This window comes from Nonomuraea sp. IBHARD001, assembly GCF_056106265.1.
This window is the reverse complement of record NZ_JBWBBW010000002.1, coordinates 8486811-8511679: the sequence shown is the minus strand read 5'-3', so window position 1 is coordinate 8511679 and position 24869 is coordinate 8486811. Positions and strand designations below refer to the sequence as shown.

Below are 24869 nucleotides of genomic sequence, written 5' to 3'. Positions count from 1 at the left end.
GGGCCCACGGGTGCGCTACAAACCGGCTGACCGCCTGTGGCTAGTGGGACGCGCTGAGGATTCGTCCGCTAGGTCTGGAATGGGTTTCATGGCGCGGATGGGCAGCCCAGGACTCCGGTGACACTCCCACCAACGAGCGGGTCACTCTGGAGCGGTGGGCACGGCAGGCGAAACCCTCGCGGTTCCTGGCCCTGCGGTCGAAGATCGTGCTGGCGTACGCGGACGGCCGGGACACTATCGAGATCGCCGCCGCCCTGAAGGTCCACCGTGACACGGTCTCCACATGGCGTCGGCGTTCGTCTGGCTCCGGTTACAGAGCCTGATGGCGACTTCGGCCTTAAGTCCCACCAAGCTGGCACCTTCGAACGGTCGACCGATCCACTGTTCGTGGGGAAGGTCGTCGACGTCGTTGGCTTGCATCACAACCCTCCCGAACCGGCCGTGGTCTCATGCCGGGGACGAGAAGTCCCGGATCCAGGCGCTGGACCGCTCGCAACCGGCGCTGCCGACAAGGCCGGACATGCCCAGGCGCCGCAACTACGACTACTTCCGGTACGGGGTCGCCAGCCTGTTCGCCGTCAAGTTCGAGACGTTCTGATCACCGTCGAAAGAGCGTCCCCGCCGAGTCGGACGCCCATCGGGTGTCCCATCCGCAGACGCCGTTGCGGCGAAGTGCCGCGCTGTGCGTGCCGTACTGCGGCGATCGTCATCCCTCCGTGGTGTGGTCGTCCTCCCAGCGGAGCAGGTCGCCCGGCTGGCAGTCGAGGGCCTCGCAGAGGGCGGCGAGGGTGGTGAAGCGGACTGCCTTGGCGCGGCCGTTCTTGAGTACGGCCAGGTTGGCGGGAGTGATTCCGACGCGGTCGGCGAGTTCGCCAACGGACATCTTGCGGCGGGCCAGCATCACGTCGATGTCGACGGCGATCGGCATCAGATCACCTCGTCCAGCTCGTCCTGCATCCGCGTCGCCTGCACGTCGCGTGCGACGGCCTGTTCGAGCAGCGAGCGCAGGACGAGGACGAAGAGCGCGACTCCCAGGATGGCCAGGCCGATTCCGCCCATGATGACGGTGACGCCCGGGTCGTCCCGCTGGTCCGGTGCGTTGAAGGCGGTGGCCGCGAACCACACGAGGGCGGCCGCCACGATCGCGCCGATCACGATGTTCACGTACCGGAAGGCGGCGTGCGAGAACACGGTGCCGCGTCGCACCATCGTCACCAGCCGCCACACGCAGACCAGGCCCACCTGGACCGTCACCATGCCCGCGATCGCGAGCAGGCGCAGCGGGAGCGACGCGTCCTCCGGCTCGGTGAACGACGCCCACACCATCCCCGCCTGGATGAACACGGTCCCGGCGAACACCACCACGAGCACGACGCGCAGCGCCCGCACTGTCAGCTTTCCCATACTCCGTCCTCCCATCGAGTTACGATGGCAATCTATCGACTTTCGATAGGTCCGGCAAGGTGGACGTGGGATACACCACCGTTGCCCCTGTCGGGCGACAGGCGGCTGCGGCTCTCGGAACGGCGTGACGTCGGACGGTCGCCGTCCCGCCTGCGGGGTGTCGAAGAGTCGGAGAGGGCGGCCGCCGCGTCCCTCTGGCATGGCGGCTGCCGTACGGCAGGGCGGCCATCGCAGGTCAAGCCGGGCGCGGCCTGCTCCCTGTCTTCGTTCCGCGCCATTCCAATGGCGCTTGGGTATCGTGCAGGGCATGAGCGGCTTAAACGTGCACGCCATCTGCGACGCTTACGTCGATGCCTACACGCGGCTGAATCCCGTCGCCGCGACGGAGCAGGGCATCGGCGGCCACGACGACGAGCTTCCCGATCTTTCCCCTGACGGCCATCGTGCCCGCGCGGATCTGGCCAGGAGGGCGCTGGCCGACATCTCCGCCGCCGAGGCGGCCGACGAGAGCGAGCGCGTGGCGCGGGCGGTGTTCGCCGAGCGGGTCGGGCTGGAGGTCGAGCTGCACGAGGCGGGGCTGCCGGGTGCGGCGCTCAATGTGATCGCCAGTCCGGTGCAGAGTGTGCGCTGGGTGTTCGACCTGATGGCGACCGAGACCGCCGAGGACTGGGCGGTCATCGCCCGGCGGTTGCGCGCGGTGCCGGGTGCGCTGAGCGGCTACCGGCAGGCGTTGTCGGCCGCGGCGGGCGACGGGCGGGTGCCCGCCGTACGGCAGGTACGGGAGGTGGTCTCCCAGTGCGAGACGTGGTCGGCGGCCGACGGGTTCTTCGCGACGCTGCCGCACGACGCGCAGGTGGGCGCCGCGTTGCGTGCCGAGCTGGACGCGGCGGCGGGGGCGGCGGCCGGTGCCTATGCCGAGCTGGGCGCGTTCCTGCGCGAGGAGATGGGGCCGACGGCCACGAGCCAGGACGCGGTCGGTGCGGAGCTGTACGGGCTGTGGTCGCGCACGTTCCTGGGCGCACGGCCGGACCTGCGTGAGGTGTACGCGTGGGGCTGGGAGGAGTTCTGCCGTGTCGAGGCGGAGATGGCCGAGGTCTCCGGCCGGATTCGCCGTGGAGCCGGTCCCGCCGAGGCGGCGGCCGTGCTGGACGCCGATCCACGTCATCTCGTACGCGGGCGGGACGGCTTTCGTGACTGGATGGAGCAGCTGTCCGGGCAGGCGATGAACGATTTACGGGGCCTGCATTTCGACATTCCCGATGAGTTGATGCGCCTGGACTGCCGGATCGCGCCTCCCGGCGGCGGGTCGGGGGCGTACTACACCAATCCCGCCGAGGATTTCAGCCGGCCGGGGACGATGTGGTGGTCGCTTCCGGAGGGAAAGGCGGAATTCCCCACCTGGCGGGAGGCGAGCACCGTCTATCACGAGGGTGCGCCGGGTCATCATCTGCAGATCGGGACCGCCGTCGGCACTCCCGGGCTCAACCGGTTCCAGCGACTGCTGTGTTTCATCGACGGCCACGGCGAGGGATGGGCTCTCTATGCCGAACGGCTGATGCGCGAATTCGGCTATCTCGATGACGGCACGCTGCTCGGCATGCTGAACAAGAGCCTGTTCAGGGCGGCCAGGGTGGTGCTCGACATCGGGATGCATCTGCGGCTGGAGATTCCGGCCGGTTCCGGCTTTCACGAGGGCGAGCGATGGACGCCCGAACTCGGGACGGAGTTCCTGACCACGAGGACGCTGACCGATCCTCGGCGGGCGGCCGACGAGGTGAACCGCTATCTCGGCTGGCCCGGGCAGGCGGCCTCGTACAAGGTCGGGGAGAAGCTCTGGCTCGAACTGCGCGAGGAGCACAAGGCCCGCCGGGGGGCGGCGTTCGACCTGAAGGATTTCCATACCCGTGCGCTCCGTAGCGGGCCCGCGGGACTCGACACCATGCGTGAGTTGTTGATCTCCACCGATCGCTGAGCGCTGACATTTCCGGGTGATCCTTTCCATCTTGTGTGATCTTGCGCAGGTCGTCTGGCGTCACGCCGGGGATCATTTCCGGTTGCGTCTTGACCTGGGGCTTTGATTTCGGTCGTGAATATGTGTCATCTCATTCATGGCGGACGGGCGGCGTTTACTAGACGAGTGACCGAAATGCGCGCCCTTGCATGATTCTTCGGGGCATGGTTACAGTGACACCCGTTGTAGCTCAATCCATCGAAGCCATTCACCGAGTCGCCGGGGGCGGTAGTACCGGTGAATGGCCGAAACAGGGGGTGGAGCCGGACTTTGTCACCGTCCGTGAGGCGTGTGCGGCGATCTGCCCGCACCTCACGACATTCCAAGAGCGTCTGAATTCCCGACCTCACGCCCGCGGACGCATTCGTTCGCGGCGCCCCTGCGCTACGGCGCCTCATTCTGAACCGTGGGCGATTTCCCATGCCCGCGATAAAAACGTCCCCCAGCAGAACGCTCGTGAAATCGCAATTGCTCCACCCATTTCTTGAAAGGGGTTTCCTGTGGTAACAGGACATGCGAACGGCGTGGGACCACCTGCCCAGGCCGACTTCGTCATCGTCGGCAACGGCGTGCTCGGGCTGTTCCTCGCCGACGAGCTGGCCGCCCGTCAGGCCGGATCCGTCGTCGTCGTAGGACCGAGCGACCGTGACGCGGGCGCGAGCCAGGCCGCCGGAGCCATGCTCGGCTGCTTCGGCGAGGCCACCACCGAATCCCTGCGAACCGATGCCTCACGCAAACGCTTCGAGCTCGGCGTCGCCGCCCACGACCGCTGGCCCGGCGTGCTGGAGCGGCTGGAGCCGTACTCGAAGACCGGGTCGCCGCTGCTCGTCACGCCCGATACCCACGTGGTCCTCAACTCCATCGGCGCCGACCTGGACACGGTCAACTTCCACGCCATGCTCAAGGCGCTCGACGAGTACGGCAAGCCGTGGGAGGAGATCGACCCCAGGGAGATCCCCGCCTACCGCCCGAGGCCGGACACCCGTGCCCTGCGCGCCGTCCACCTGCCCGCCGAAGGCGCCGTCGACGCGCGTGGCGTGCTGTCCGCGCTGGAGAACCGGCTGCGCGCCACCGGCACGACGCTGGTCGACCAGAAGGTACGCAAGCTGATCAGGAACAACGGCGAGGTGACCGGCGTCGAGCTGGACGACGGCCATGTCATCGAGGCGGGTTCCGTGGTCGTCGCGGTAGGCGCGCACAGCGAGGCGCTGGTGAAGACCGTGCTCGACGGTCTCGACACGGTGCCGTTGTTCCCCGGTCTCGGATTCGCGATGCTGGCCAGGCGTACCGGGGGAGAGAAGTTCCGCAGTGTGGTCCGCACGCCCAACCGGGGCTTCGCCTGCGGGCTGCACGTCGTGCCCGGCCCCGGCGACCTGGAGTACTACGGCGCGACCAACCGGCTGGTGGACAAGATCTCCAGCGTGACGTGGATGGCCGATGTCCGCTTCCTGGCCCAGTACTCGATGCAGCAGCTCGACGAGCGGGTCGCCTCGCACGAGGTCGTCAGCTGGCTGGCGGGCAACCGTCCGGTCACGCTCGACGGCTTCCCGCTGATCGGCTGGCTGCCGCTGTCCGGCCTGTACCTGATGACGGGCACCTACCGCGACGGCTTCCACTGCGCCCCGCTGCTGGCCGAGCACGTCGCCAACGAGCTGCAGGGCAAGGAGGGCACGATCGACCCGATGTTCAAGCCGACACGGGCGCCGATCGAGACCAGGACGATCGAGTGGTCGATCAACGAGTACGTCGAGCACAATCTCGCCGCCTGGTTCGAGCCCGGCGCCGAGGCGGCGCCGCAGATGACCACCCAGCAGATCGCCGACTACTACCGGAACATGGCCGTGCGGTTCTACGACACGGTCGGCATCGACTACGGCCTCGGCCCCGACATCCTCTGGTACGCGCAGGGCAGTCTGCTCGGCGGGCGCCGCGTCGCCCGCTACTTCCACCGCCTGGCGGCGAGGAACGGCGCCCACCCCGTCGGCGCCGTGGCGAAGGAGGCGTGAGGATGACCATCTCGCAGAACTCGCTGGTCGAGACGGTGCGCGGCCTCGTCGACAAGCAGCTCAACCTGTCGGCACACGGCGTCGACCTCGGCGTCGACGACGACCTGTGGTCGCTGGGCATGACCTCGCTGAGCTGCATGGGCCTCATGCTCGCCATCGAGGACACCTTCCGGATCGAGCTGCCGGAAGATGCGCTCCAGGAGGCCACGTTCCGCACGGTCGGCACGATCACCAAGGCCGTCGACGCCGCGCGGCCCGTGTCCGGGACGAAGGTGTAAGGACGGATGCCCAGGTTCGAGCCACGCCCGACGAATCCGTACCCGCTGCGGCGCGACGCCACGGCACGTGCCTTCCCGCTGTCGGCGGGACAGGAGCGGCTGTGGTGGCTTCGCCAGCTGGACTCGTCGCACGACCAGTACCACATCACAGGAGGCTGGCGGTTTCCTGCGGGGCTCGAACCCACGGCGCTCGCCGCCGCGCTCGCCGGTCTGACCCGGCGCCACGACATCCTGCGCACGGGGTTCGCCCTGCTGCCGGACGGCACGACGGCACAGGAGGTCGTGGACGAGGTCGAGATCGAGGTCGTCCGGGCGGGACGCGCCTGGCGTGCCGCCGTGGACCGGGCCGCGGCCGAGCCGTTCGACCTCTCACGGCCGCCCCTGATCCGGGCGGTCGTGGCGGAGCTGGAGGACGGGCCCGCGATCTTCCTGGCGATGCATCACATCGTCACCGACCGGTGGTCGATGGACGTGCTCGCCCGCGATCTCTTCGAGCTGTACGAGGCCGCCAGGGAGAAGCGCGAGCCGAAGCTGCCCGAACTGGCGGTCCAGTACGGCGACTTCGCCCGCTGGCAGCGCGCCCTGCTGGACTCCGGGCGGCTCCGACCGCAGCTGGAGTACTGGAAGCGGGCGCTGGCCGGCAGCGAACGGCTGGAGCTTCCGGCCGACCGGCCCCGCACGGCCACCGACGACAGCGTCGGCGCGAGCGTCGTGGTGGAGCTGTCGGAGGACGACACCGCCGCGATGACGGCCGTGGCCTGGCGGGCCAGGGCGAGTCAGGCCGTGGTGGTGACCGCGGCCATGGTGGCCGCACTGAGCGCGTTCAGCGGGCAGGACGACGTCGTGCTAGGCGCGGTCGTCTCCGACCGGCCCCGGCCGGAGTTGCAGGACCTCGTCGGATTCTTCGTCAACACCGTGGTGCTGCGGGTGGACGCCGCCGGCCGGGAGCTCGGCTTCCGTGATCTGGTGGTCCGCACCCGCGACGCCTGGATGGCGGCCGACACCCACCAGGACGTGCCCTTCGAGCACATCGTCGGGGCGGTGAACGCCGGTACGGAGGATCGGCGCAACCCGATCTTCGATGTCGTCGTCAACCACGCCGGGGACCGCGCCGCGCTGGCGGAGGCGCCGGGCGCACCGGTCTGGTGGTATCCGGACCTGCCGGTCACCGCCCGGTTCGACCTGTCGCTCACCACACAGGTGGTGGACGGGCGGCTGCGGGCCACGTTCGTGTACCGGCCCGCCGTGTTCGACGCCTCGACGGTCGAGGCGCTGGCCGAACGCTACATCCGGCTGCTCGGCCTGGGAGCCAGGGAGCCGGGCAGGCCGCTGGGTGAGCTGGAACTGGCCGACGTCGCCGCGGCGCCCCGCGTGGATCCGGCGCCGGTCGCCACGGTGGTGGAGCTGGTCGAGGCGCAGGCCGCCCTCCGTCCCGAGGCCGAGGCCGTGGTCGGGACCGGCGGCGCGCTCACGTACGGGGAGCTGAACGCGCGGGCCAACCGGCTCGCGCGGCATCTGTCGGCACATGGTGTGACCGGCGGGAGCGTGGTGGGCGTCTGCCTGGAGGCCACGGTCGAGCGATTCGTGGTGCTGCTGGCCGTCGTCAAATGCGGTGCCGCCTATTTCCCGATAGACCCCGATTTTCCGCCCGACAGGCTCCGTTTCATGCTCACGGACGCCGGAGCGGTCGTCACTGTCGTCAGCCCGGCCCTGCGCGAGCGGCTGCGACCGGACGCGACACCGCTCCTGGTGGTCGGCGACGACGACCTGTCCGCCTACGACGACGCCGACCCGCCCCTCGTCGCCCGGCCGGACGACCTGGCGTACCTGATCTCGACCTCGGGCTCGACCGGGACGCCGAAGGCCGTCGCCATCCCGCACCGGGCGCTGACCCGGCTCGTCGCCGGCGCGCCGGACTATCTCGACGTCGGTCCCGGCACGACGTTCATGCAGGCCGGGCCGTTGACCTTCGACGTGTCGGTGCTGGAGTGGACACCGCTGTGCCACGGCGGCCGCGTGGTGGTGGCCGGCACCGGCGCGCTCCTGGAAGACGTGGACGCGATCGTCGGCGAGCACCGGGTGACCACGCTCAAACTCGTGTCACCGCAGCTCGATCTGCTGGTCGAACGCGGTGTCGGCACGCTGTCCTCGCTGCATACGCTCGTCGTGGGCGGTGACGTGGTCAACCCCGAGAGCTTCCGTGTCGCCCGCGAGGCACTGCCCGGCTGCCGCGTCATGGCCTCGTACGGGCCCACCGAGTGCACCGTGCTGGCCACCGTCTTCGACGGCGAGCACGACGGCGCCCGGGTGCCCATCGGACACGCCATCCCGTACACCCGTGCCTACATCCTGGACCGCGACCTCAACCCGGCCCCGGTCGGCATGCGGGGCGAGATCTACCTGGCGGGCGACGGGCTGGCCCGGGGCTACCTCGGGCGTCCAGGCCTGACCGCCCGGTCCTTCCTGCCCGACCCCTACGGGCCGCCAGGCGCGCGGATGTACCGCACCGGCGACGTGGGCCGCTTCCTGCCCGGCGGGGCCATCGACTTCCTCGGCCGGGCCGACCGCCAGGTGAAGATCCGCGGCTACCGCATCGAGATCGGCGAGATCGAGCACGCCCTGCTCCGCCGTCCGGGCATCAGCGCGGCGGTCGTGCTCCGCGCCGACCTGGAGACCGGGCCCGCCCTGGTCGCCTATGTCGTGGCCGCCACCCCGGTGGACGAGGCCGGACTGCGGGCCGGTCTGCAGGCCGAACTGCCCGCGTACATGGTGCCCGGCCACGTCGTCCAGATCCCGCGCGTCCCGCTGACGGCCAACAACAAGGTGGACCGGGCGGCGCTGCCACCGGTCACCGCGGCGCACCGGGACCGGCAGCCGGTGGCGCCTCCCGCGACGGGGCTGGAGGCCCGCGTGGCGCAGGCGTGGTCGGCGGTCCTGGGCGCCGAACTGCCGGTGACGGCCGACTTCTTCGACAGCGGCGGCCACTCCCTGCTCGTGCCCCGGGCGACCGCGGCGATCCGGCGGCTGCTCGGCCGCGAGGTCCCGCTCCGGCTCATGCTGCGCCACCGCACCGCCGCCGACTACACCGCCGCCCTCCTGGCGGAGACCGTGCCCGGCCTCGACGCCGGTTCCCGCCTGGAGCGCCGTACCTGGCACAGCAGCACACTGGGCGGCGAGCGGCGGGTGGACCTCTACCTCTCGGCGGGCTGGGAGCCGGAAGGGGAGCGGCGCGTCCTGGTGGTCCTGGACGGATCGGAGTTCGCGGACATCATGCGGCTCCCGGCGATCCTGGACCGGCTCGTGCACGAGCGCCGCGTACCGCCCACCGCCGCGCTCTTCGTCAGCCCGCCCGACTGGTCGGCCCGGCGGGGGGAACTGCTCGCCGAGACCTACGCCGACCTGCTCGCCGACGAGCTGATCCCGTACCTGGGGGAGTGGCTGGGCGGACGGCTGCCGCGCCGGGCGAGTGTGCTGGGCGCCAGCCTCGGCGCGGTGGCGGCCATCCGCGCCGCTCTGACCAGGCCGGACGTCTTCGAGGGCGCGCTCGCCCTGTCCGGCCCGCTGAGTGAGCATCGGCTCGGCCCCGCGGACGCCGTCCCGTCCCGCCTGTTCCTGTACGCCGGTCGTGAGGAGGCCGCCATCGACCTCGACGACGGCCTCAACCTGGTCGAAGCGGTCGAACGTACCGGAAAGGACCTGGCCGCCAGGGGACACGTGGTGCGTTGCGAGTACGGCGACGGCGGTCACACCTACGCCGCCTGGGAGGCGGCGCTGCCGCGAGCCATCACCTGGGCGCTGAGAGAGGACCGTGCTGGAGATGTCGGATGACGGCGAGTTCCACGTCGTGGTCAACCACGAGGAGCAGTACTCGATCTGGCCCGCCGACCGGGACGCGCCCGACGGATGGCAGGTCACCGGCCCGCCGGGGCCGAAGGAACGGTGCCTGGCCCACATCGACGCGACCTGGACCGACATGCGGCCGCTGAGCCTGCGCCGGCACGGACACGGCCCCGCTCCCTCCGACGCGCGGCGTGCGCACACGGCCGACCGTACGGTGTGCGACCTGTTCGCACGACAGGTGGCGACCCGGCCGGAGGCCACCGCGGTCAGGACCGCGGGCCGCACCTGGACCTACGCGGAGTTCGGCCTGGTCACAGCCCGGCTGGCGGCCCGGCTGAGGCGTCGCGGCGTCCGGCCGGGCGGCATCGTCGGGGTGATCGCTCCGCGCGGCCCGCAGGCGCTGATCGGGTTCGTCGCCGTCCTGCGCGCCGGTGCGGCGGTCCTGCCGCTGGATCCCGGAGATCCGCCCAGGCGCGTCCGCGAGATCCTCGCCGATACCCGGTGCGACCAGACGCTGGTCGCCGCCCCCGCGAGCTGGCTGCCTGACGCCCAGCTCATCGACGACCCCACGCTCGATGACGAGCCGATCGTTCCCCTTCCGGCGCCGCACCCGCTCGACCTGGCGTACGCGATCACCACATCGGGCTCGACCGGCCGGCCCAAAGCCGTGGGAGTGCCGCACCAGGCGCTCCTCAACCTGATGGCGGCCTCGATCGAGGACCTCGACCTGATCCGGCCTGACGACGTGATGCTGTGGACACTGGCCGCGACCGTGGACAGCACCATGCACGACGTGCTGATGCCGCTGTGCGCCGGTGGCGCGGTCGCCGTACCCGGTGCGGGCGAGCTCGCGGCCAACCGGATCCTGCACGAGGTGCGGACGCTCGGCGCGACCGTGCTGGAGATCCCCTCCGCCGTGCTCGGGCCCTACCATCAGGCCCTGCTGCCACGGCTGGCCGCCGCCGGAGTCCGGGCGGTGATCACCGGCGGCTCCCAGCTCGACGCGCCCGGGCTCGGCGAGCTGATGGACCGGATCGTGGTGCACAACGGCTACGGGCCGACCGAGACGACGGTCGCGCCCCTGTGGCACCGCTGCGACCGCACCACGCCGTCCTGGGTGCCGATCGGCCGCCCGCACCGGGGCGTGCGCGCGTACGTCCTCGACGAGGAGCTGAACCACGTGCCCGACGGGGAGGAAGGCCAGCTCCACATCGCCGGTGCGGGACTGGCCCGCGGCTATCTCGGGCTGCCCGGCCGTACGGGGTCGGTGTTCCTGCCCGATCCGTTCGCCGTGACCCCGGGCGAGCGCATGTACGCCACCGGCGACCGGGTGCGCCGCCTGCCCGGGGGCGACCACGTCTTCCTCGGTCGCGTCGACGACCAGGTCAAGCTCGACGGCCACCGCGTCGAGATCGGAGAGGTCGAGCACGCGTTGCGCGAGGTCCCCGGCGTGGTCGACGCCGCGGTGCTCCTGCGCCGTGACGCCCCGGGCGGTGCGGCGCTCGTCGCCTTCCTGGTCGGTGCGGAGCATCCCGACGACAAGATCGCGGTCCTGCTCCGGAATCGATTGCCGAGCCACATGGTTCCGCGCTTCTATGTGTGGCTGGACCGTCTTCCCCTGAACCGCCCCGGAAAGGTCGACCGTCGGGCACTCGCGAACGTTTCGTTCGTGCGGTCACCGGCCAACTGAAGAGGAGCGACGATGACACGCGAGGTCGCGCACACCGCAGAACGGCGGACGGGTCGTCCGAGAATCGCCGTGATCGGGGGCAAACCCAAGCTTCTGCGCAAGGCGCACGAACTGGGCATGAGCCTGGTCTACGTGCAGAAGCCCAACCAGTACGGCCAAGATCATTGGCCGTACGTGGATCAGGCGCTGCTCATGGACTACACCGACACTGAGCAGCTGCTGCCGCTCATCCGGGCCCTGCACCAGGTGAACCCCCTCGACGGCGTGCTGTCGCTGTACGAACTCGGCGTCCAGCCCGCGGCCCAGGCCGACGAGATGCTCGAACTGGGCTGCTACTCCCTGGAGACCGTGGACGTCCTGCTCGACAAGTGGCGGATGAGACAGCGGCTCAACGCCCTCGGCATCAGCCCGGTCGCCTCCGCCATCGGCGAGAACGAGCAGGACCTGCGTGCGTTCGCCGAGGCGCACGGCCTGCCGGTCTTCGTCAAGCCCGTCGCCGAGGCGGGCAGCATCGGCGTGTTCGCCGTCCGCGACGAGGCCGACCTGGTCGCCGTCCCGCGGCGCTTCCGGGAGCTCGAAGCGACCTTCCCGAAGGAGGATCTCGCCGGGCCGCTCGACCGGTTCCTCATGGAGGAGTACCTGGACGGGCCGGAGATCAGTGTGGAGACGCTGAGCTTCGGCGGTCGCCACGTCGTCGTCGGGTTCACCGACAAGGTGCTGGGCGGCCCCGGCTTCCTCGAGATCGGCCACTCCTCGCCGAGCCGGATCGCGCGGGAGTCGCTGGAGGAGGCCGCGCGCCTGGTCGTCCAGGTACTCGACGCGGTCGGCCTGCAAGACGGCCCGGGACACACGGAGGTCAAGCTGACCGGCCGGGGCCCGCGCATCGTCGAATCCCATGCCCGCATCGGGGGCGACCGGATCAACGAACTGACCGACCTCGCCTACGGCGTGGACATGGAACGCTATGCGCTGGGCTCGCGCTTCGGCCTGATCGACGCGCTGCCGGAGTCGCCGAGCCCGAAGGGCGGCGCCGCGATCCGGTTCCTCACCCCGCCGCCCGGCAGGGTCGTGGAGATCATCGGCGTGGACGAGATCCTGGACGACCCCGCACTGGTCGAACTGGATATCTCGGTCAAGGTCGGTGACGAGGTCTCGCCGCTCACCTGGAGCGAGGAACGCGTCGCGCACGTCCTGGCCCGGGGCGACACGGCCGAGGACGCCGTCGCCGCCTGCGAGCGGCTGGCAGCCCGGATCGGCATCCGCACCGAGGCGGCTTCGTGAGCGTGACGCCACCCGGCGAGAGCGAGCCCCGCTTCCACCAGACGGTACGGCAACTGCCGCCCATCGTGTGGATCGTCAGCTTCGGCATCCTGGTCGTGCGGATCGGCAACTTCCTGCCGGTCTTCATGGTCCTCTACCTGACCGGCCAGGGCATCGCGCCCGTCGCCGCCGGACTGGTGCTGGGCGCCGCCGGGCTCGGCAATGTGCTCGGCAACGGGATCGGTGGATACCTGGCCGACCGGATCGGGCGGCGCTGGACGATCGTCGTGTCGATGGTCGCCACGGCGGTGCCGACGGCGCTCATCCCGATGTTCGACCTGCTGGCGACGCTCATCGCCCTGGCGTTCCTGGCGGGCACGGCCTCCCAGATCTACCGTCCCGCCGCGGCGGCACTGCTGGTGGACGCCACCTCGACCAACCAGCAGCGGCTGGCCGCGTTCGCCGTACACCGGTTCGCGATGAACATCGGCGCGGCGCTCGGCGGCGTGCTCGGCGGCTTCCTCGCCACGGTCTCGTACGTGGCGTTGTTCCTCGGCAATGCGATCGCCTGTCTGTTGCTCGCGGTGATCGCGGTCATCCTGGTGCGGGACGTGGCCCCCGCGCACACCGAGCAGGAGAGCGACGACGCCGACGACGGCCCGCAGCCGAACTACCGCCAGGCGCTCGCCGACCGCCGCCTGCGCCGCTTCCTGGTCATGACGTTGATCGCCGAGTTCATCTACATCCAGTCCACGGTCGGCCTGCCGCTGCACATCGACGCGCACCAGATGTCGCCCGCCGACTTCGGCCTGCTCATGGGCCTCAACGGCGCACTGGTCCTGGTACTCGAACTGCCGATCACCGGCCTGGTCTCCAAACAGCAGCCCGGCCCCGTACTCTGCCTGGGCAACATCCTGACAGGCGTCGGCCTGGCCATGACCGGCCTGTTCAGCGGCATGGGCTGGCTGGCCGCCACAGTGATCATGTGGACACTGGGCGAGATCCTGTACGCCTCCATGGCCAGCGCCTACCTCGGCGGCCTGGCCCCACCCCGCATGGGCGGCCGCTACCAGGGCCTGTACGGCGCAGCGATCACAGCAGGCACCGGCTTCGGACCGATCGTCGGCGGCGTGGTGTACGCGTTGCACGAATGGGCGCTGTGGGCGGTGTGCGCCGTCGGCGGGGTCGTGTCCGGCTGGCTCTGCCTACCGGCGAGGAAGGCGAGGGTGGCGCAGGCTGCGTCGTGAGGTCATCGATGCCGCATCCTGGCTGGCGTTTGGCTGCCATCGCCACCGGACTCTGAAGCGGCGCCGGCAACGTGCAGGGTCGGCATCTCCCCGCCCGGGAGATGGTCTCGGGGGTGTCCACGCAGGACGAGCTCCCAAAGTCCTGCCGACATGATCGACTCGGCCCGGTTCGCCCGTGGGCCTCGAACCTCGGGCCTGATCATCCGGCTTCAGCGGTCTCGCTCCGGCAGGCGCACCCACAGATCCGGCGGGCCGATGATGGCGCGGGCGTCGAGCAGTCGCAGCCCTGCCTTGGCGCACATGTATGCCACAGCCTCGCCCTGGTAGAGGTATTCGGCCAGAATCTCGTCGGCCGTCAGATGTCCGCCCGCGTCGCCGCCGCCGGGAAGGGTGTCGGAGTCCTCGATCGCTCCATCGCGGCTGACGAGTCCTTGGTCGCCGCTCTTGGGATTGGCGAACAGGCTGTAGCAGACCGTTCCCTCCGACAACGGCAAGGTCACTTCAGGCGTGGAGGGGACGTACCCCCAGGGTTGGGTGACGACGCATCCTCCGGGTACGCCGGTGATTCCCACGATTCCCAGACGGGCGTCGGGATCGGCCCAAGGATCCTCCAGGATCGGCTCCATGGTCGTGTCGTCCACCGGCAGGGCTTGCAGACGCCGCACAGCCTCGGCCGTGGTGACATCCGCCACGCAGGCCACCCCCATGTAGTCGTCGATGCCGGCCAGCGCGGCGACCAACCGGTGCGCCTCCGCGGCCGTCGCGGCCTCGCCGGGGGTCAAGCCGGGGTGCCCGGCGGGGACCGGGAACAGTTCCGGGGCCGGACCGGCGAGGGCGAGCCGCCCGGGAGACCACCCGGCCATCATGGCCCGCCAGGGGTCCGCACCGGCGGCCACCAGGGCGCGGGCGTTGTCCAGCCGACGGGCGAACACCGCCGCCCACAGGGCGGTCCGGTCGTCGAACTCGGCATCGACGTCATCGACACGACAGGCCAACTCGACCACCGTCTCAGGAGTCCCCCACTCGGCCACGAAGTGCAGGGGCCTTCCCTCGTAACCACCGAAGGCGTAGACGCCCCCATTGGGGTCGGCACCCGCTTCCAGCCTGACGCCGATCGCCGCGAGGTCAGCCCACCCATGCCCATCGATTCCGGACCATCCCGCTGGTAAAGGCTCAGTCATGACGCGCCCCCGGATCGGCGGTTCGTGGATGGGGGCGATTATTCCGTATCAGGACTGGCCTGTACTGCTTCGCTGCTCATCACGTGCTGGTTGATCTGCGGTTTGGACCTTAAGGCGCGGTGAGGGCAAGAGCGCGCACTGTGTCGGTTCGTCTGCTGTATCTGATCGTTGTTCGGGTGTTCGGGTGTTCGGTTGGCTGGTGTTGCTGGAACGTAGCCAAGCGTTCGAGGACGTCGAGATCATGATGCTCGGGCACGAGATCGCTGTGTGAAGCGCCAGGTGGCCTGCTACCTACGATGGTGCGGCGAGCTCATCGCCTTGTCACCGTGGCCGAGTGGCTGGAGGAGTTCCTTAAGCGCAAGCGGGCTATCGAGCCGACCACCAGGCGCGGGTATGAGTCTCATGTCCGGCTCTACTTGAAGCCGTACCTGGGTGGTATCCGGCTGGACCGGCTCCAGGTCTCCGACATCGTGGGCATGTTCGACGCGATCGAGGAGTTCAACGAGATCATCGCCACCGAACGCGCCAGCGGCGATCCCACCCGTGTGCAGGGCGTCCGGTCGGGCCCACCACGATGCACCGCATTCGCGCCACTCTCCGGCACGCGCTGAACATCGCTATCCGGCCGAAGCCGGTGTCCAAGCCGTGTTCACCGGTATTCGGGTGCCGCGGATGAACTCCCTCATGGACGGTGGGTGCAGACCTGCTGCAGGGAACTCCTGGACCGCTGCCCGCTCTGGAACGAATGACCTGCACGGACGTAGTTTTCGGCAGGCGCAGCGTTGAGGGACTGGATCTTGGGCCCCAAGTGTGGCCAGGTCGGTTCTGTAGTTACTACGGACGACCCTTTATGCGTACTTTATGACTTTCTGTGCCTAGATGGTAGCAAAAATGGATCTTGTGCTGCCTAATGCGCCCGATCTAGGTTTTGGGTGTTTTGGAGCGTTCTATAGCGGATGTGCCCCCAGTTGTGCCCAGTGAGAACCGCTTCCAAGCCTCTTGATGCGTCGTCTTCTTGTGTGCGGAGTGTGAAGTCGTATGCGCTGGCTCCTGTGGGATCGGCTGAGTCGTTCGATGTTGGCAGTGGCGTTTGCCGCCACTGCTGTCTTGGCGCCGAGCTTGGTGGCGATCCCTGCTGGGGCCGTGGTGGCGCAGGCATCTCCTCCGGAGTCGCCTACACCGGTTGAGGGAGGCAGCGAGGAGGTACCGCAGCAGCAGTCGGGTTCGGCTGAGGGTGTGCCGACGCTGGTGGACAGCGCTGCCACGACAGCGGTTGTCGAGCCTTCCGGTGAAGAGCTGGCGGGTGTGGAGCGTCCGGACGGGGTGAGCCGTGTCGACGATCGTTCGGTGGTGACCAGTCCCGCCCCTGCCGAATCTGCTCCGGCGTCCGGTGTTGAGCGGGCCGAGGCCTTCGACGCGGCGATGGCCTCGAATCCGCCGACGGTGGCTGATAGGTGGCCGTTGCCTGGTGCGCAGGTGGGGTCGGTGACGCCGACTCTGGCCATGGTGGTGGTGGACAGCGGCAGCGGGCCGTACAGCCTGCGCTTTCACGTGTGTGAGGTACCGGAGGACGAGTATCCGGACGGGCTGCAGCCTCCGATCGAGTGTGATGAGTCGGAGATCGTGGGGATGCCGTGGGTGCATTCGCCGGTGCTGGCCGCGGGGGTGAACACGTGGAAGGTGCCGGCGAACAAGCTGGTGTGGGGGAAGACCTATGACTGGGCGGTGACGATCTCCACCGCGACCGAGAGTTGGACGACCGAGGAGCGGCGGTTCGTGACCGGCTCGCGGCAGCCGACGGTCGGGTCGCAGCTGGCGGCGCGGGGTGAGCTGGGCCAGGAGGTGCATCAGCTGTCGGGTAACTACACGACCTCAGTGCAGGACGCCTCGGTGGCGACGGTGGGCCCGGCGTTGTCGGTGGTGCGTTCCTACAACAGCCTGGACGCGCGCCGTGACGGGCTGTTCGGGGCGGGGTGGTCGACCAGGTTCGACATGAAGGTCGAGGCCGAGCCCAGCAGTGCACTGCTGGTGACCTACCCGGACGGGCGCAGGCTGCGGTTCGCGCCCAAGGGGGGCGGCCTGTTCGAGCCTCCGCCCGGCATGTACGCCACGCTGGCCGAGGTGGCGGGCGGTGGGTGGAAGCTGATGGACAAGTCGTCGACCACCTACCATTTCAACGCCGCCGGGCGGTTGACGAAGGTGGCCGACCAGCGCGGGCGTGAGCAGACGCTCACCTACGACGGCGGCGGCAAACTGGCGACGGCGGCCGGGGTGGGCGGCAGGTCGCTGACGTTCACCTGGACCGGCGCGCACGTGACGTCCGTGTCCACCGATCCGGTCAACGGTGCCCCGCTGACCTGGACGTACGCCTACACCGGCGACAACCTCACCCAGGTGTGCGCCCCCGGCACGGGCACCGCGTGCACCGCCTACACCTACACCAACGGCTCCCTCTACCGTGGCCTGGTCGAGGACGACGAGCCGGTCGGCTACTGGCGGCTCGGCGAGCCGGTCATGTCGCCCGGTCCGACCCCGACGCCCTCGACACTGTGCGAGATCTCGCCGCAGCAGTGCCCGGATGTGCCGACGACCGTTGCGGCCAATCTGGGCTGGGGTTCCGGCGAGGGTGGCCTGGACGGGGTGACTCTGCAGCAGGGCGGCGCCCTGGGCGGTTCCACCGACGCCTCTGTGAGCTTCAACGGCGACTCGCAGGTGATCCTGCCCGACCACCTGTTTCCCAGGACGGCCGGGGCTCTGTCGGCGGAGCTGTGGTTCAAGACCGCCACCTCCGGCATCCTCGCCTACGTCGGCCCCACCTTCCTGGAGCGCCGCTCGAACGGTGTGGGCGACCGGGCGGGCACGCCGATGCTCTACGTCGGGCTCGACGGCAAGCTGCGCGGCCAGTTCCGTACCCTGCAGGCCAACGGCACCCCGCTGATCTCGCCCATCACCACGGCCGCAGCCGTCAACGACGACCAGTGGCACCACGCCGTGCTGACCGGCTCCGGCAGCACCCAGACCCTCTACCTGGACGGGGCCGCCGTCGGGACGCTGGCCGGGACGATCGACCACAACTGGCTGCGCTATGCCTCCGTCGGGTACGGCATCAGCACCGCCGCCTGGCCCTCGGCCAAACTCCCGGCCGCCGGGAAGACGACCACCCGGTGGGGGCTGACCGGCCGCATCGACGAGGTCGCCGTCTACGATCGGCCGCTCGGCGCGTCCGAGGTGGCCGGGCACTACGACGCCCGTGTGGCCGCACCGCATCTGCTGGCCAAGGTGGAGCTGCCCTCCGGGCGGGTGTGGGCCGACAACGTCTACGACACCGCCAAGGACAAGATCAAAACCCACACCGACCACAACGGCGGCCTCTGGAAGTTTGCCGCGCCTACCCCCGTCAATGTTGAGACGGGCCTGACCAGCACCACAGTCACCGACCCTCACAACAACACCCTTGCCTACCAGCATGACGCCTGGCGTGGGTACCGCTTGGTCTCACAGGTCGACCAGTTGGGGAAGAAAACCGAGTACAAGTACGACACCAAGGGCTACGGCGTGAGCCGTATCGATCCCAACGGAATCGTCACCCGCCAAGCTCGAAACAAACGTGGCAACGTCGTCTTGGAGTACACCTGTAAGCCTCAGCCCGTAGGTAGCGAACCGGCCAATCCCGATGACTGCTATTACGGCGCTTCGACTGGAGCACTGATCACCGCAAAGCGGTGGTTCACGCATCACCTGAACGCCACCAACGAGTTCGACCCACGCAATGACCGCGTGCTGACGATACGCAACGGGCGCTCAACCTCCGAAGCCGACAACACCTACCGCACCACCTTCGAGTACGACCAGTACGGCGAGCAGGTACGCGAGACGACCCCGGCAACTCCGGACTTCACTGCCGGGCGTTCAACCACGACGACCTATACCGACGGCACCGAGCCTGCCGTCGGAGGCGGAACCACGCCAGCCGGTCTGGTGAAGGAGCAGAGCGACGCCAAGGGAGAAGTGTGGCCGCTTCGCTACACCGCAACCGGTGATCTCGCCGAGCAGGCGGAACCGGGTGGTCAGGTGACCCGATTCGAGCACGACGCGCTGGGACGCGTGGTGGCGCGCTCGGTGTTCTCCTCTACCTTCCCGGCAGGCGTCCGGACGACGGTGGCCTACGACAATGTGGGCAGGGTCGCGACCCACACAGGCGCTCCGGTGAAGAACGAGGTGACCGACGTTACGCACACCTCCGAAAGCCGCTACACCTACGATCCCGACGGCAACGTCCTGACGCACGCGGTAGTCGACCTGACCGGAGGCGACGCCACAGCTGGCAACACCTACACATACGACGCCTACGGACGTGTGGAGACGGTCACGGGACCTGAAGGGGGCGTGGTCCGCTACGCGTGGGATCACGTCGGTGCACGCACCTTGATAACCGATGAGATGGGTGCGCAGTTCGGCTTCGTCTACACCAAGCGCGGAGAGCTCGCCACGCGAACTCTGAAGAACTGGACGGGCAGCCCAGTATCGCCCTCCCCTACGGCGGAGATCGTGCTGGGGGCCATGTCCTATGACCCCGCTGGCCGCCTCGCCGCTGAAGTGGACGCAATGGGGCGGAAGACCGCGTACACCTATCACAGCGACAACCGAGTGGCCCAGGTCATCGCCGATGATGTGAAGGTCAACGGCTCGACCAGCACACGTGACATCGTGCTTGAGAGCAATACCTACGACGCTGCAGGGAATCTGACCAGTCAGATCGCAGGCGGCGGACGGGAGCGGACGGACCACGTCTACGACGCGGCCAACCGCATCACCAGCTCCACCTTCGATCCGACCGCTTTGGGCCGCAAGATCAGCTACGTCTACGACGCGAACAACAACATCACGATCACCACCCGCAGTGCGCTGGGCACGCCGCGAACCGAACGCACCGACTACGCGTACAACAGCGACGGCAGGCTGATCAGGAGAACCGTCGAGAATGGCGCTGAGGACCTCATTACCAGCTGGACAGTCAACGATCGGGGCGACGTTGTCGAGATCGTTGATCCGCGGGGACATGTAGCCGGCGCAGATCCTGACGCGTTCACTACGGACCTGGCCTACGACGCCGCCGGGCGTCTGATCGAGGTACGCAGCCCACAAGTCCAGATCGAGAAGGAGGGGACGGCGCAGGCCGGACGCCCTGTCACCAAGTATGGCTATGACAGCGTGGGTAGGCAGACACACACGGTCGATGCGGAAGGTAGGTCGAACACAACCGCGTTCGACCGAGCAGGACGGGTGTCCTCGGTGACCGGAGCCCCCTACACCCCGCCAGGCGGTGGCACAGCGCTGGTGCCGCAAGTCTCCTATCTGTATGACGCGGCGGGTCGTCTCGTCCGAGCAACCGATCCGCGAGGCCACCAGACCAGCGCCGAGTACGACGCGCTAGGTAATACGGTCCGTGTAACGGACCCCACGCCTGCGGGAAGCACTGCGGGGCGCTGGGTGCGTGAGTACGACCTGGTCGGTGAGCTCCTGGCTCAGACCGACCCAACCGGAGCGAGGACCGAGTCGACCTACGACGGACTGGGGCGCGCCATCACCCGGACTGTGGTCGAACGACGCCCCACTACAGCCTCGTACACCACGAAGCTGGAGTACAACGACGCGAACGACCTGGTCAAGCAGACCCTTCCTGGCAACAAGGTGACCTCGTACGTCACCAATGCCGCCGGTGAGACCACCTCGCTGACCGACCCCATGCAGCTCACGTCCACGGCCACATTCGACTTGGCTGGGCGGAGCCTCAAGAGCGTCGATCCGCTCGGCTACGGCAGCCTGTCAGAGTACGACCTCGCTGGGCGGTTGATCTCTGTCAAGGACCTGAACGTGGCCGGAGGCGTGACGCGCACCGTCGGGTACGCCTACGACGCTGCTTCGAACCCGATCGAGACCGCTTCCGGTGAAGGCAGGGTCACCCGACAGCGTTTCGACGCCAGCGGTGAGCTGATCGAGCTGGTGGAACCGGTGTCGGCGACCGAATCGATCACAACGACCTTCGGCTATGACGCCACCGGTGCCGAAACGCGTGTCACGGATGGTCGCGGTAACGCGGTGTGGACGACGTACAACAGCCTCGGGCTCGAGGAGAAGCTCATCGAGCCGACTACGACCGCCTATCCCGATCTTGCCGATCGGACCTGGACCAGCTCCTATGACGCCGCCGGATATCTCACAGGCATCGCCGAGCCCGGCGGTGTTCAGGTCGAACGGGAGATCGACCACCTCGGGCGTGTCGTCAGGGAGACCGGCACCGGGGCGAGCGTCGCGACCCCGGAGCGGGTGTACACCTATGACCTGTCGGGCAGGCGCACCGCTATCGGGGACTACGGCCTGGAATACAACGACCGCGGGCTGATCACCAAGGTCAGCAAGCAGGGAACTCAGATCGCCGCCTTCACCTGGGACGCGCTCGGGAACCCGCTGACCCGCAACGACACTTCCGGTAACGCTGCCTTCACCTGGGACGCTAACAGCCGACTGGCGACCGCTGCCGACCCGGTCAGCGGCCGAACCTACACCTACGGCTTCGACAACAATGACCGCCTGACCAGCCTCACGTCGGCCAACCCTGCGACAAGCCAGGCCTACACCTACGACACGCTCCAGCGAATCGCCACTCACACACTGAAGAACAGCGGCGGTACCCAGCTCGCAAAGATCTCGTACGCCTGGGACAAAGACGACAATCTACTGTCCAAGATCACCCAGGGAACAGCAGGCGCGGGGAGCAGCACCTACGGGTATGACCACGCGGGCCGGTTGACGTCATGGACTGCTCCGAACGGCAACACCACCACCTATACCTGGGACGCCGCCGGCAACCGGGTGCAGGCCGGAGCCAGTACGTTCACCTACGACGAGCGCAACCGGCTCAGCTCTGGAAACGGAGCCGCGTATACCTACACTCCACGGGGCACCCTGGCGACCGAGACCACTGTGACCGGCACTCGCAACCTCGCCTTCGACGCCTTCGACCGTCTGGTCGCCGACGGTGACGCCACCTACAGTTACGATGCCCTCGGCCGCCTGTCAGGCCGTGTCAAGGGAACGACCGAGACCCGGTTCACTTACGCCGGCCTCAGCAACGACATGGTCAGCGTGAGCGACGCCACCGGTGCGATATCGACGAAGTACGGACGCGATCCCATGGGAGGCGTTCTCAGCATCAAGCAGGGCACCGCCTCAGCTGTCGGCGTCATGAACGACCAACACGGTGACGTTGTGGGCACGTTCTCGGGTTCTGCGCTCGTCGACTCCGTCGCGTACAGCCCGTTCGGCGAGGTGATGGCTACCAGTGGAACCAAACCCAGCCTCGGCTATCAAGGTGAGTACACCGACCCGGACACCGGCAAGGTCAACATGCACGCCCGCTGGTATCAGCCGGGCAGCGGGGGGTTCACATCACGCGACGACATGGCACTGGATGCTGATCCGTCCGCCCAGCTCAATCGCTATGGCTACGCCAACGCAGACCCGCTCGGCCACGTCGACCCTAGCGGAAACTACCCGATTCTCTCAGGGAATGACTGGATCGGGCAGGCTACGAGCTCTCACTTGGAGAGCAGAATACCTGGCCCCGGCGGAAGAGCGGTCGGGAGCTATATCAGAAAGGACTCCCCTCTGACTGCCAGTGCTGGTGCTGGGCAGCAGAAGGGTATCGATTACCATCGCTGGCTCGACAAGCGCCGCGCCCGAATGGAGGGGGAGGACATGCGGAAGGCGGCGGCGGGCCTTCGGAATGCTGAGGGCAAAGGTGTAGGACGGAAACTGAAGACCAATCCGACAGGCCCGTGCAAAAAGAAGTGCTCGGGTGTCAAAACAAAAACTTCTCCCAAGGTGAAGAGCAAGCCCTCGGTCAAGGCGAAATGGACTCCGCCGAAGGCGAAGGCCAAGTCGCCGGCCGTGGTCAAGCCGCCGACTAAGAAGACGAACACCGGTAAACCCCCGAAGAAGACGTCCAAGAGCGACAAGGACACCAAGCCTCCAACCAAGAAAGCCGGAGACAACGGTAAGAAGCCACCGAAGAAGGCAGGGGACCCCGCCAAGCCGACGACCAAGAAGGACCCTGTCAATGATCCGGTCAGGAATGGCCTCAACGAGGCTGCGGACTCAACTCCCGGCACTCGATCGGATCTGAGCGACTCCACGGCGAGCGCCACCTGCTCCGGATACGGCTGCGCACGCGAAATCGTCGAAGACGTCGTCGAAGACGTCACTGAGTCGGTCATCGAAGAGATCATCGACAACATCGCCCCTCAGCTTCCAATCGGCGAGATCCCCGGCTTGGACCTCGCAGGCTGTTCCACCCGCCGCACGCCCAACAGCTTCGTTGCCGGGACCCGAGTGCTCATGGCTGACGGCTCGGCCAAACCGATCGAATCCGTTCGTGTCGGAGACCTCGTCCTCGCGCACGATCCTGTCACGAACACCACGGCTGCCCGCCCGGTCACGACCCTCATCACCGGTGATGGTCTGAAGTCCCTCGTCGAACTCACCATCACCCCGCCCGGCAACGGCAATCGAACCGGTGACACGATCACCACCACGGCCGAGCACCCCTTCTGGGTTCCGGCACTCTTCAAATGGGTCAACGCCACAGACCTTCAGCCGGGAACCTGGCTTCGAACCGCCGCAGGCACTCATGTCCAGATCCAGGCCGTCGGAAAGCGGACCGCCACCCAACGTGTCCACAACCTGACCGTAGACGACCTGAACACCTACCACGTGGTAGCCGGGGATCAGGCTATCCTGGTTCATAATGACGGCGAAGATGACTATATCTACAGAGGGGTTCCAGAGAACCACTGGTTCTATAGGGATGCGCTCCGAGGAATAGCGACGCCGCGCGGCGGTCATTCTGATCCTGGCCTCCACAACGGCGGAAATACGCACAGTATCTTTACCTCGTGGACAACGGACCTCGATGGAGTTGCGCGAGACGCAGCAGAAGAAATGGGGCCCAGAGGTATCGTCATGAGAATTCCGAAGAGCGCCGTCCCCAAGGATCGAATCTTCGACTCGCCCGACATTTACGATGAGAAGGAGATATTGATCTCTGGGCCTCTGCCCGGTGCAGAGATCAGCATTGGCAATGGACCGTGGCGCCAACCCGGCTGCTAGAGAGGTAAGATGATGTTGGCCGAGACCTTCCAGGCTATGGCTGTCCGGGCGATAGCGCGGAAGGTTGTGCCTCCAACTCTCCTGCCGCTGCTGAGCGAGATTAGCCATGTCGATGACTCATCTCCGGCGATTTCTACATATGAGCTAATACGAACCTACGCTCACAGGTTGCGTCGACTAGATGAAGGCTCAATAAAGTTCCAAGAAATCAAGAAGCTTATCCAGTGTCTAGATGAATATCCGACAGATGAAGTTCGCCTTATTTCAATCCATCTGAACGCTGGATTGTGCGCTCTTGCGCTTATCGATGAGCCGAGGACTGAGCTGATCTATTGGTCGGACATCTGGCTAATCGGTACCTCATCGGAGAAGTGAATCGGGAAAGTTCCTGCCATTGACGGCAACGTAAGGGATGATCGTTTTCTGACGGCAACGGTCCGGTGTGGCGCAGGGCGTCGCCCATCCGTTCGACGGCGTCGTGCTGGAGGCGGAGCCGGACGTGCCGTAGGTGTCGGCGGTGATGGCGATGTGGGCGTGGCCGAGGAGCTCCTTGATGGTGACCAGCTCCACGCCTTGTTCCAGCAGGAGCGTGGCGCATGAGTGTCGGAGATCATGAAAGCGGATTCTGCGGAGTCCGGCACCGCGCAGGAGCGGGTGGAACTCGCGGTTGACGTTGCTGGGCTGCATCGGCAGGCCGGTCTTGGTGGTGAAGACAAGGCCGTGGTCTTGCCACCGTGTCCCTGTACCACTTCATAACTCATCGCGGGGGTGCTTGATCTGCGGT

14 protein-coding genes and 1 pseudogene are annotated in these 24869 nt (G+C 67.8%); 11 read left to right on the top strand and 4 right to left on the bottom strand.

What is annotated here, in order from left to right; genetic code table 11:
* Positions 1-206: 206 nt before the first annotated feature.
* Together ACTWNK_RS40325 and ACTWNK_RS40320 are read left to right on the top strand one after the other, a co-directional pair.
* Positions 207-323: a helix-turn-helix domain-containing protein gene (locus ACTWNK_RS40325; protein ID WP_474310199.1), complete on the top strand. Its 117-nt coding sequence runs from the start codon at positions 207-209 to the stop codon at positions 321-323.
* 86 nt (positions 324-409) lie between these two features.
* The gene (locus ACTWNK_RS40320) at positions 410-598 is read left to right on the top strand and encodes a hypothetical protein (protein WP_474310198.1); all 189 of its coding nucleotides are present in this window, start codon (positions 410-412) and stop codon (positions 596-598) included.
* 108 nt (positions 599-706) lie between these two features.
* Here the strand turns inward: ACTWNK_RS40320 and ACTWNK_RS40315 are convergent, their stop codons facing one another.
* Entirely contained in the window at positions 707-928 is a 222-nt protein-coding gene (locus ACTWNK_RS40315) for a helix-turn-helix domain-containing protein (protein WP_474310197.1), read from the bottom strand.
* On the bottom strand, positions 928-1404 hold the full coding sequence (locus ACTWNK_RS40310) for a DUF2975 domain-containing protein (protein WP_474310196.1): 477 nt from the start codon (positions 1402-1404) through the stop codon (positions 928-930). Before ACTWNK_RS40310 ends, ACTWNK_RS40315 begins: the two co-directional genes overlap by 1 nt.
* A gap of 307 nt (positions 1405-1711) precedes the next feature.
* Here ACTWNK_RS40310 and ACTWNK_RS40305 point away from each other — a divergent pair, with 307 nt between their 5' ends.
* From ACTWNK_RS40305 to ACTWNK_RS40275, 7 genes are all read left to right on the top strand, one after another.
* Entirely contained in the window at positions 1712-3376 is a 1665-nt protein-coding gene (locus ACTWNK_RS40305) for a DUF885 domain-containing protein (protein WP_474310195.1), read from the top strand.
* Between the two features lie 563 nt (positions 3377-3939).
* Positions 3940-5421 carry an NAD(P)/FAD-dependent oxidoreductase gene (locus tag ACTWNK_RS40300; RefSeq protein ID WP_474310194.1) on the top strand — a complete coding sequence of 494 codons (1482 nt, stop codon included), beginning with the start codon at positions 3940-3942 and terminating at the stop codon, positions 5419-5421.
* Positions 5422-5423: 2 nt separating this feature from the next.
* Positions 5424-5699, top strand: coding sequence for a phosphopantetheine-binding protein (locus tag ACTWNK_RS40295; RefSeq protein ID WP_474310193.1), 276 nt, complete (start codon positions 5424-5426; stop codon positions 5697-5699).
* Positions 5700-5705: 6 nt separating this feature from the next.
* Positions 5706-9527 (top strand): non-ribosomal peptide synthetase, encoded by a 3822-nt coding sequence (locus ACTWNK_RS40290; RefSeq protein ID WP_474310192.1) that lies wholly within the window; start codon positions 5706-5708, stop codon positions 9525-9527.
* Positions 9517-11229, top strand: coding sequence for an amino acid adenylation domain-containing protein (locus tag ACTWNK_RS40285; protein WP_474310191.1), 1713 nt, complete (start codon positions 9517-9519; stop codon positions 11227-11229). The genes ACTWNK_RS40290 and ACTWNK_RS40285 overlap by 11 nt, the downstream gene beginning before the upstream one ends.
* Before the next feature lie 12 nt (positions 11230-11241).
* A complete protein-coding gene (locus ACTWNK_RS40280) occupies positions 11242-12510 on the top strand; it encodes an ATP-grasp domain-containing protein (RefSeq protein WP_474310190.1) in 1269 nt (422 codons plus the stop codon).
* A complete protein-coding gene (locus tag ACTWNK_RS40275) occupies positions 12507-13736 on the top strand; it encodes an MFS transporter (RefSeq protein WP_474310189.1) in 1230 nt (409 codons plus the stop codon). Before ACTWNK_RS40280 ends, ACTWNK_RS40275 begins: the two co-directional genes overlap by 4 nt.
* A 209-nt stretch (positions 13737-13945) precedes the next feature.
* On the opposite strand, the gene ACTWNK_RS40270 is transcribed toward ACTWNK_RS40275, so the two are convergent.
* Positions 13946-14740, bottom strand: coding sequence for an ankyrin repeat domain-containing protein (locus ACTWNK_RS40270; RefSeq protein ID WP_474310188.1), 795 nt, complete (start codon positions 14738-14740; stop codon positions 13946-13948).
* 503 nt (positions 14741-15243) lie between these two features.
* Between ACTWNK_RS40270 and ACTWNK_RS40265 the strand changes: the two genes are divergently transcribed.
* A complete protein-coding gene (locus ACTWNK_RS40265; protein WP_474310187.1) occupies positions 15244-15528 on the top strand; it encodes a tyrosine-type recombinase/integrase in 285 nt (94 codons plus the stop codon).
* A gap of 625 nt (positions 15529-16153) precedes the next feature.
* Positions 16154-24085 (top strand): RHS repeat-associated core domain-containing protein, encoded by a 7932-nt coding sequence (locus ACTWNK_RS40260; protein WP_474310186.1) that lies wholly within the window; start codon positions 16154-16156, stop codon positions 24083-24085.
* A 360-nt stretch (positions 24086-24445) separates the two neighbouring features.
* Here the strand turns inward: ACTWNK_RS40260 and ACTWNK_RS40255 are convergent.
* Positions 24446-24802 (bottom strand): annotated as a pseudogene (locus ACTWNK_RS40255) (tyrosine-type recombinase/integrase); the annotation flags it as partial.
* Between the last annotated feature and the right edge of the window lie 67 nt (positions 24803-24869).

What these genes read in the sequence shown, in the direction of transcription:
- ACTWNK_RS40280 (WP_474310190.1), top strand. Translation starts at nt 11,242, where the DNA reads ATGACACGCGAGGTCGCGCACACCGCAGAACGGCGGACGGGTCGTCCG.
- ACTWNK_RS40290 (WP_474310192.1), top strand. Translation starts at nt 5,706, where the DNA reads ATGCCCAGGTTCGAGCCACGCCCGACGAATCCGTACCCGCTGCGGCGC.
- ACTWNK_RS40315 (WP_474310197.1), bottom strand. Translation starts at nt 928, where the DNA reads ATGCCGATCGCCGTCGACATCGACGTGATGCTGGCCCGCCGCAAGATG.
- ACTWNK_RS40295 (WP_474310193.1), top strand. Translation starts at nt 5,424, where the DNA reads ATGACCATCTCGCAGAACTCGCTGGTCGAGACGGTGCGCGGCCTCGTC.
- ACTWNK_RS40305 (WP_474310195.1), top strand. Translation starts at nt 1,712, where the DNA reads ATGAGCGGCTTAAACGTGCACGCCATCTGCGACGCTTACGTCGATGCC.
- ACTWNK_RS40310 (WP_474310196.1), bottom strand. Translation starts at nt 1,404, where the DNA reads ATGGGAAAGCTGACAGTGCGGGCGCTGCGCGTCGTGCTCGTGGTGGTG.
- ACTWNK_RS40285 (WP_474310191.1), top strand. Translation starts at nt 9,517, where the DNA reads ATGTCGGATGACGGCGAGTTCCACGTCGTGGTCAACCACGAGGAGCAG.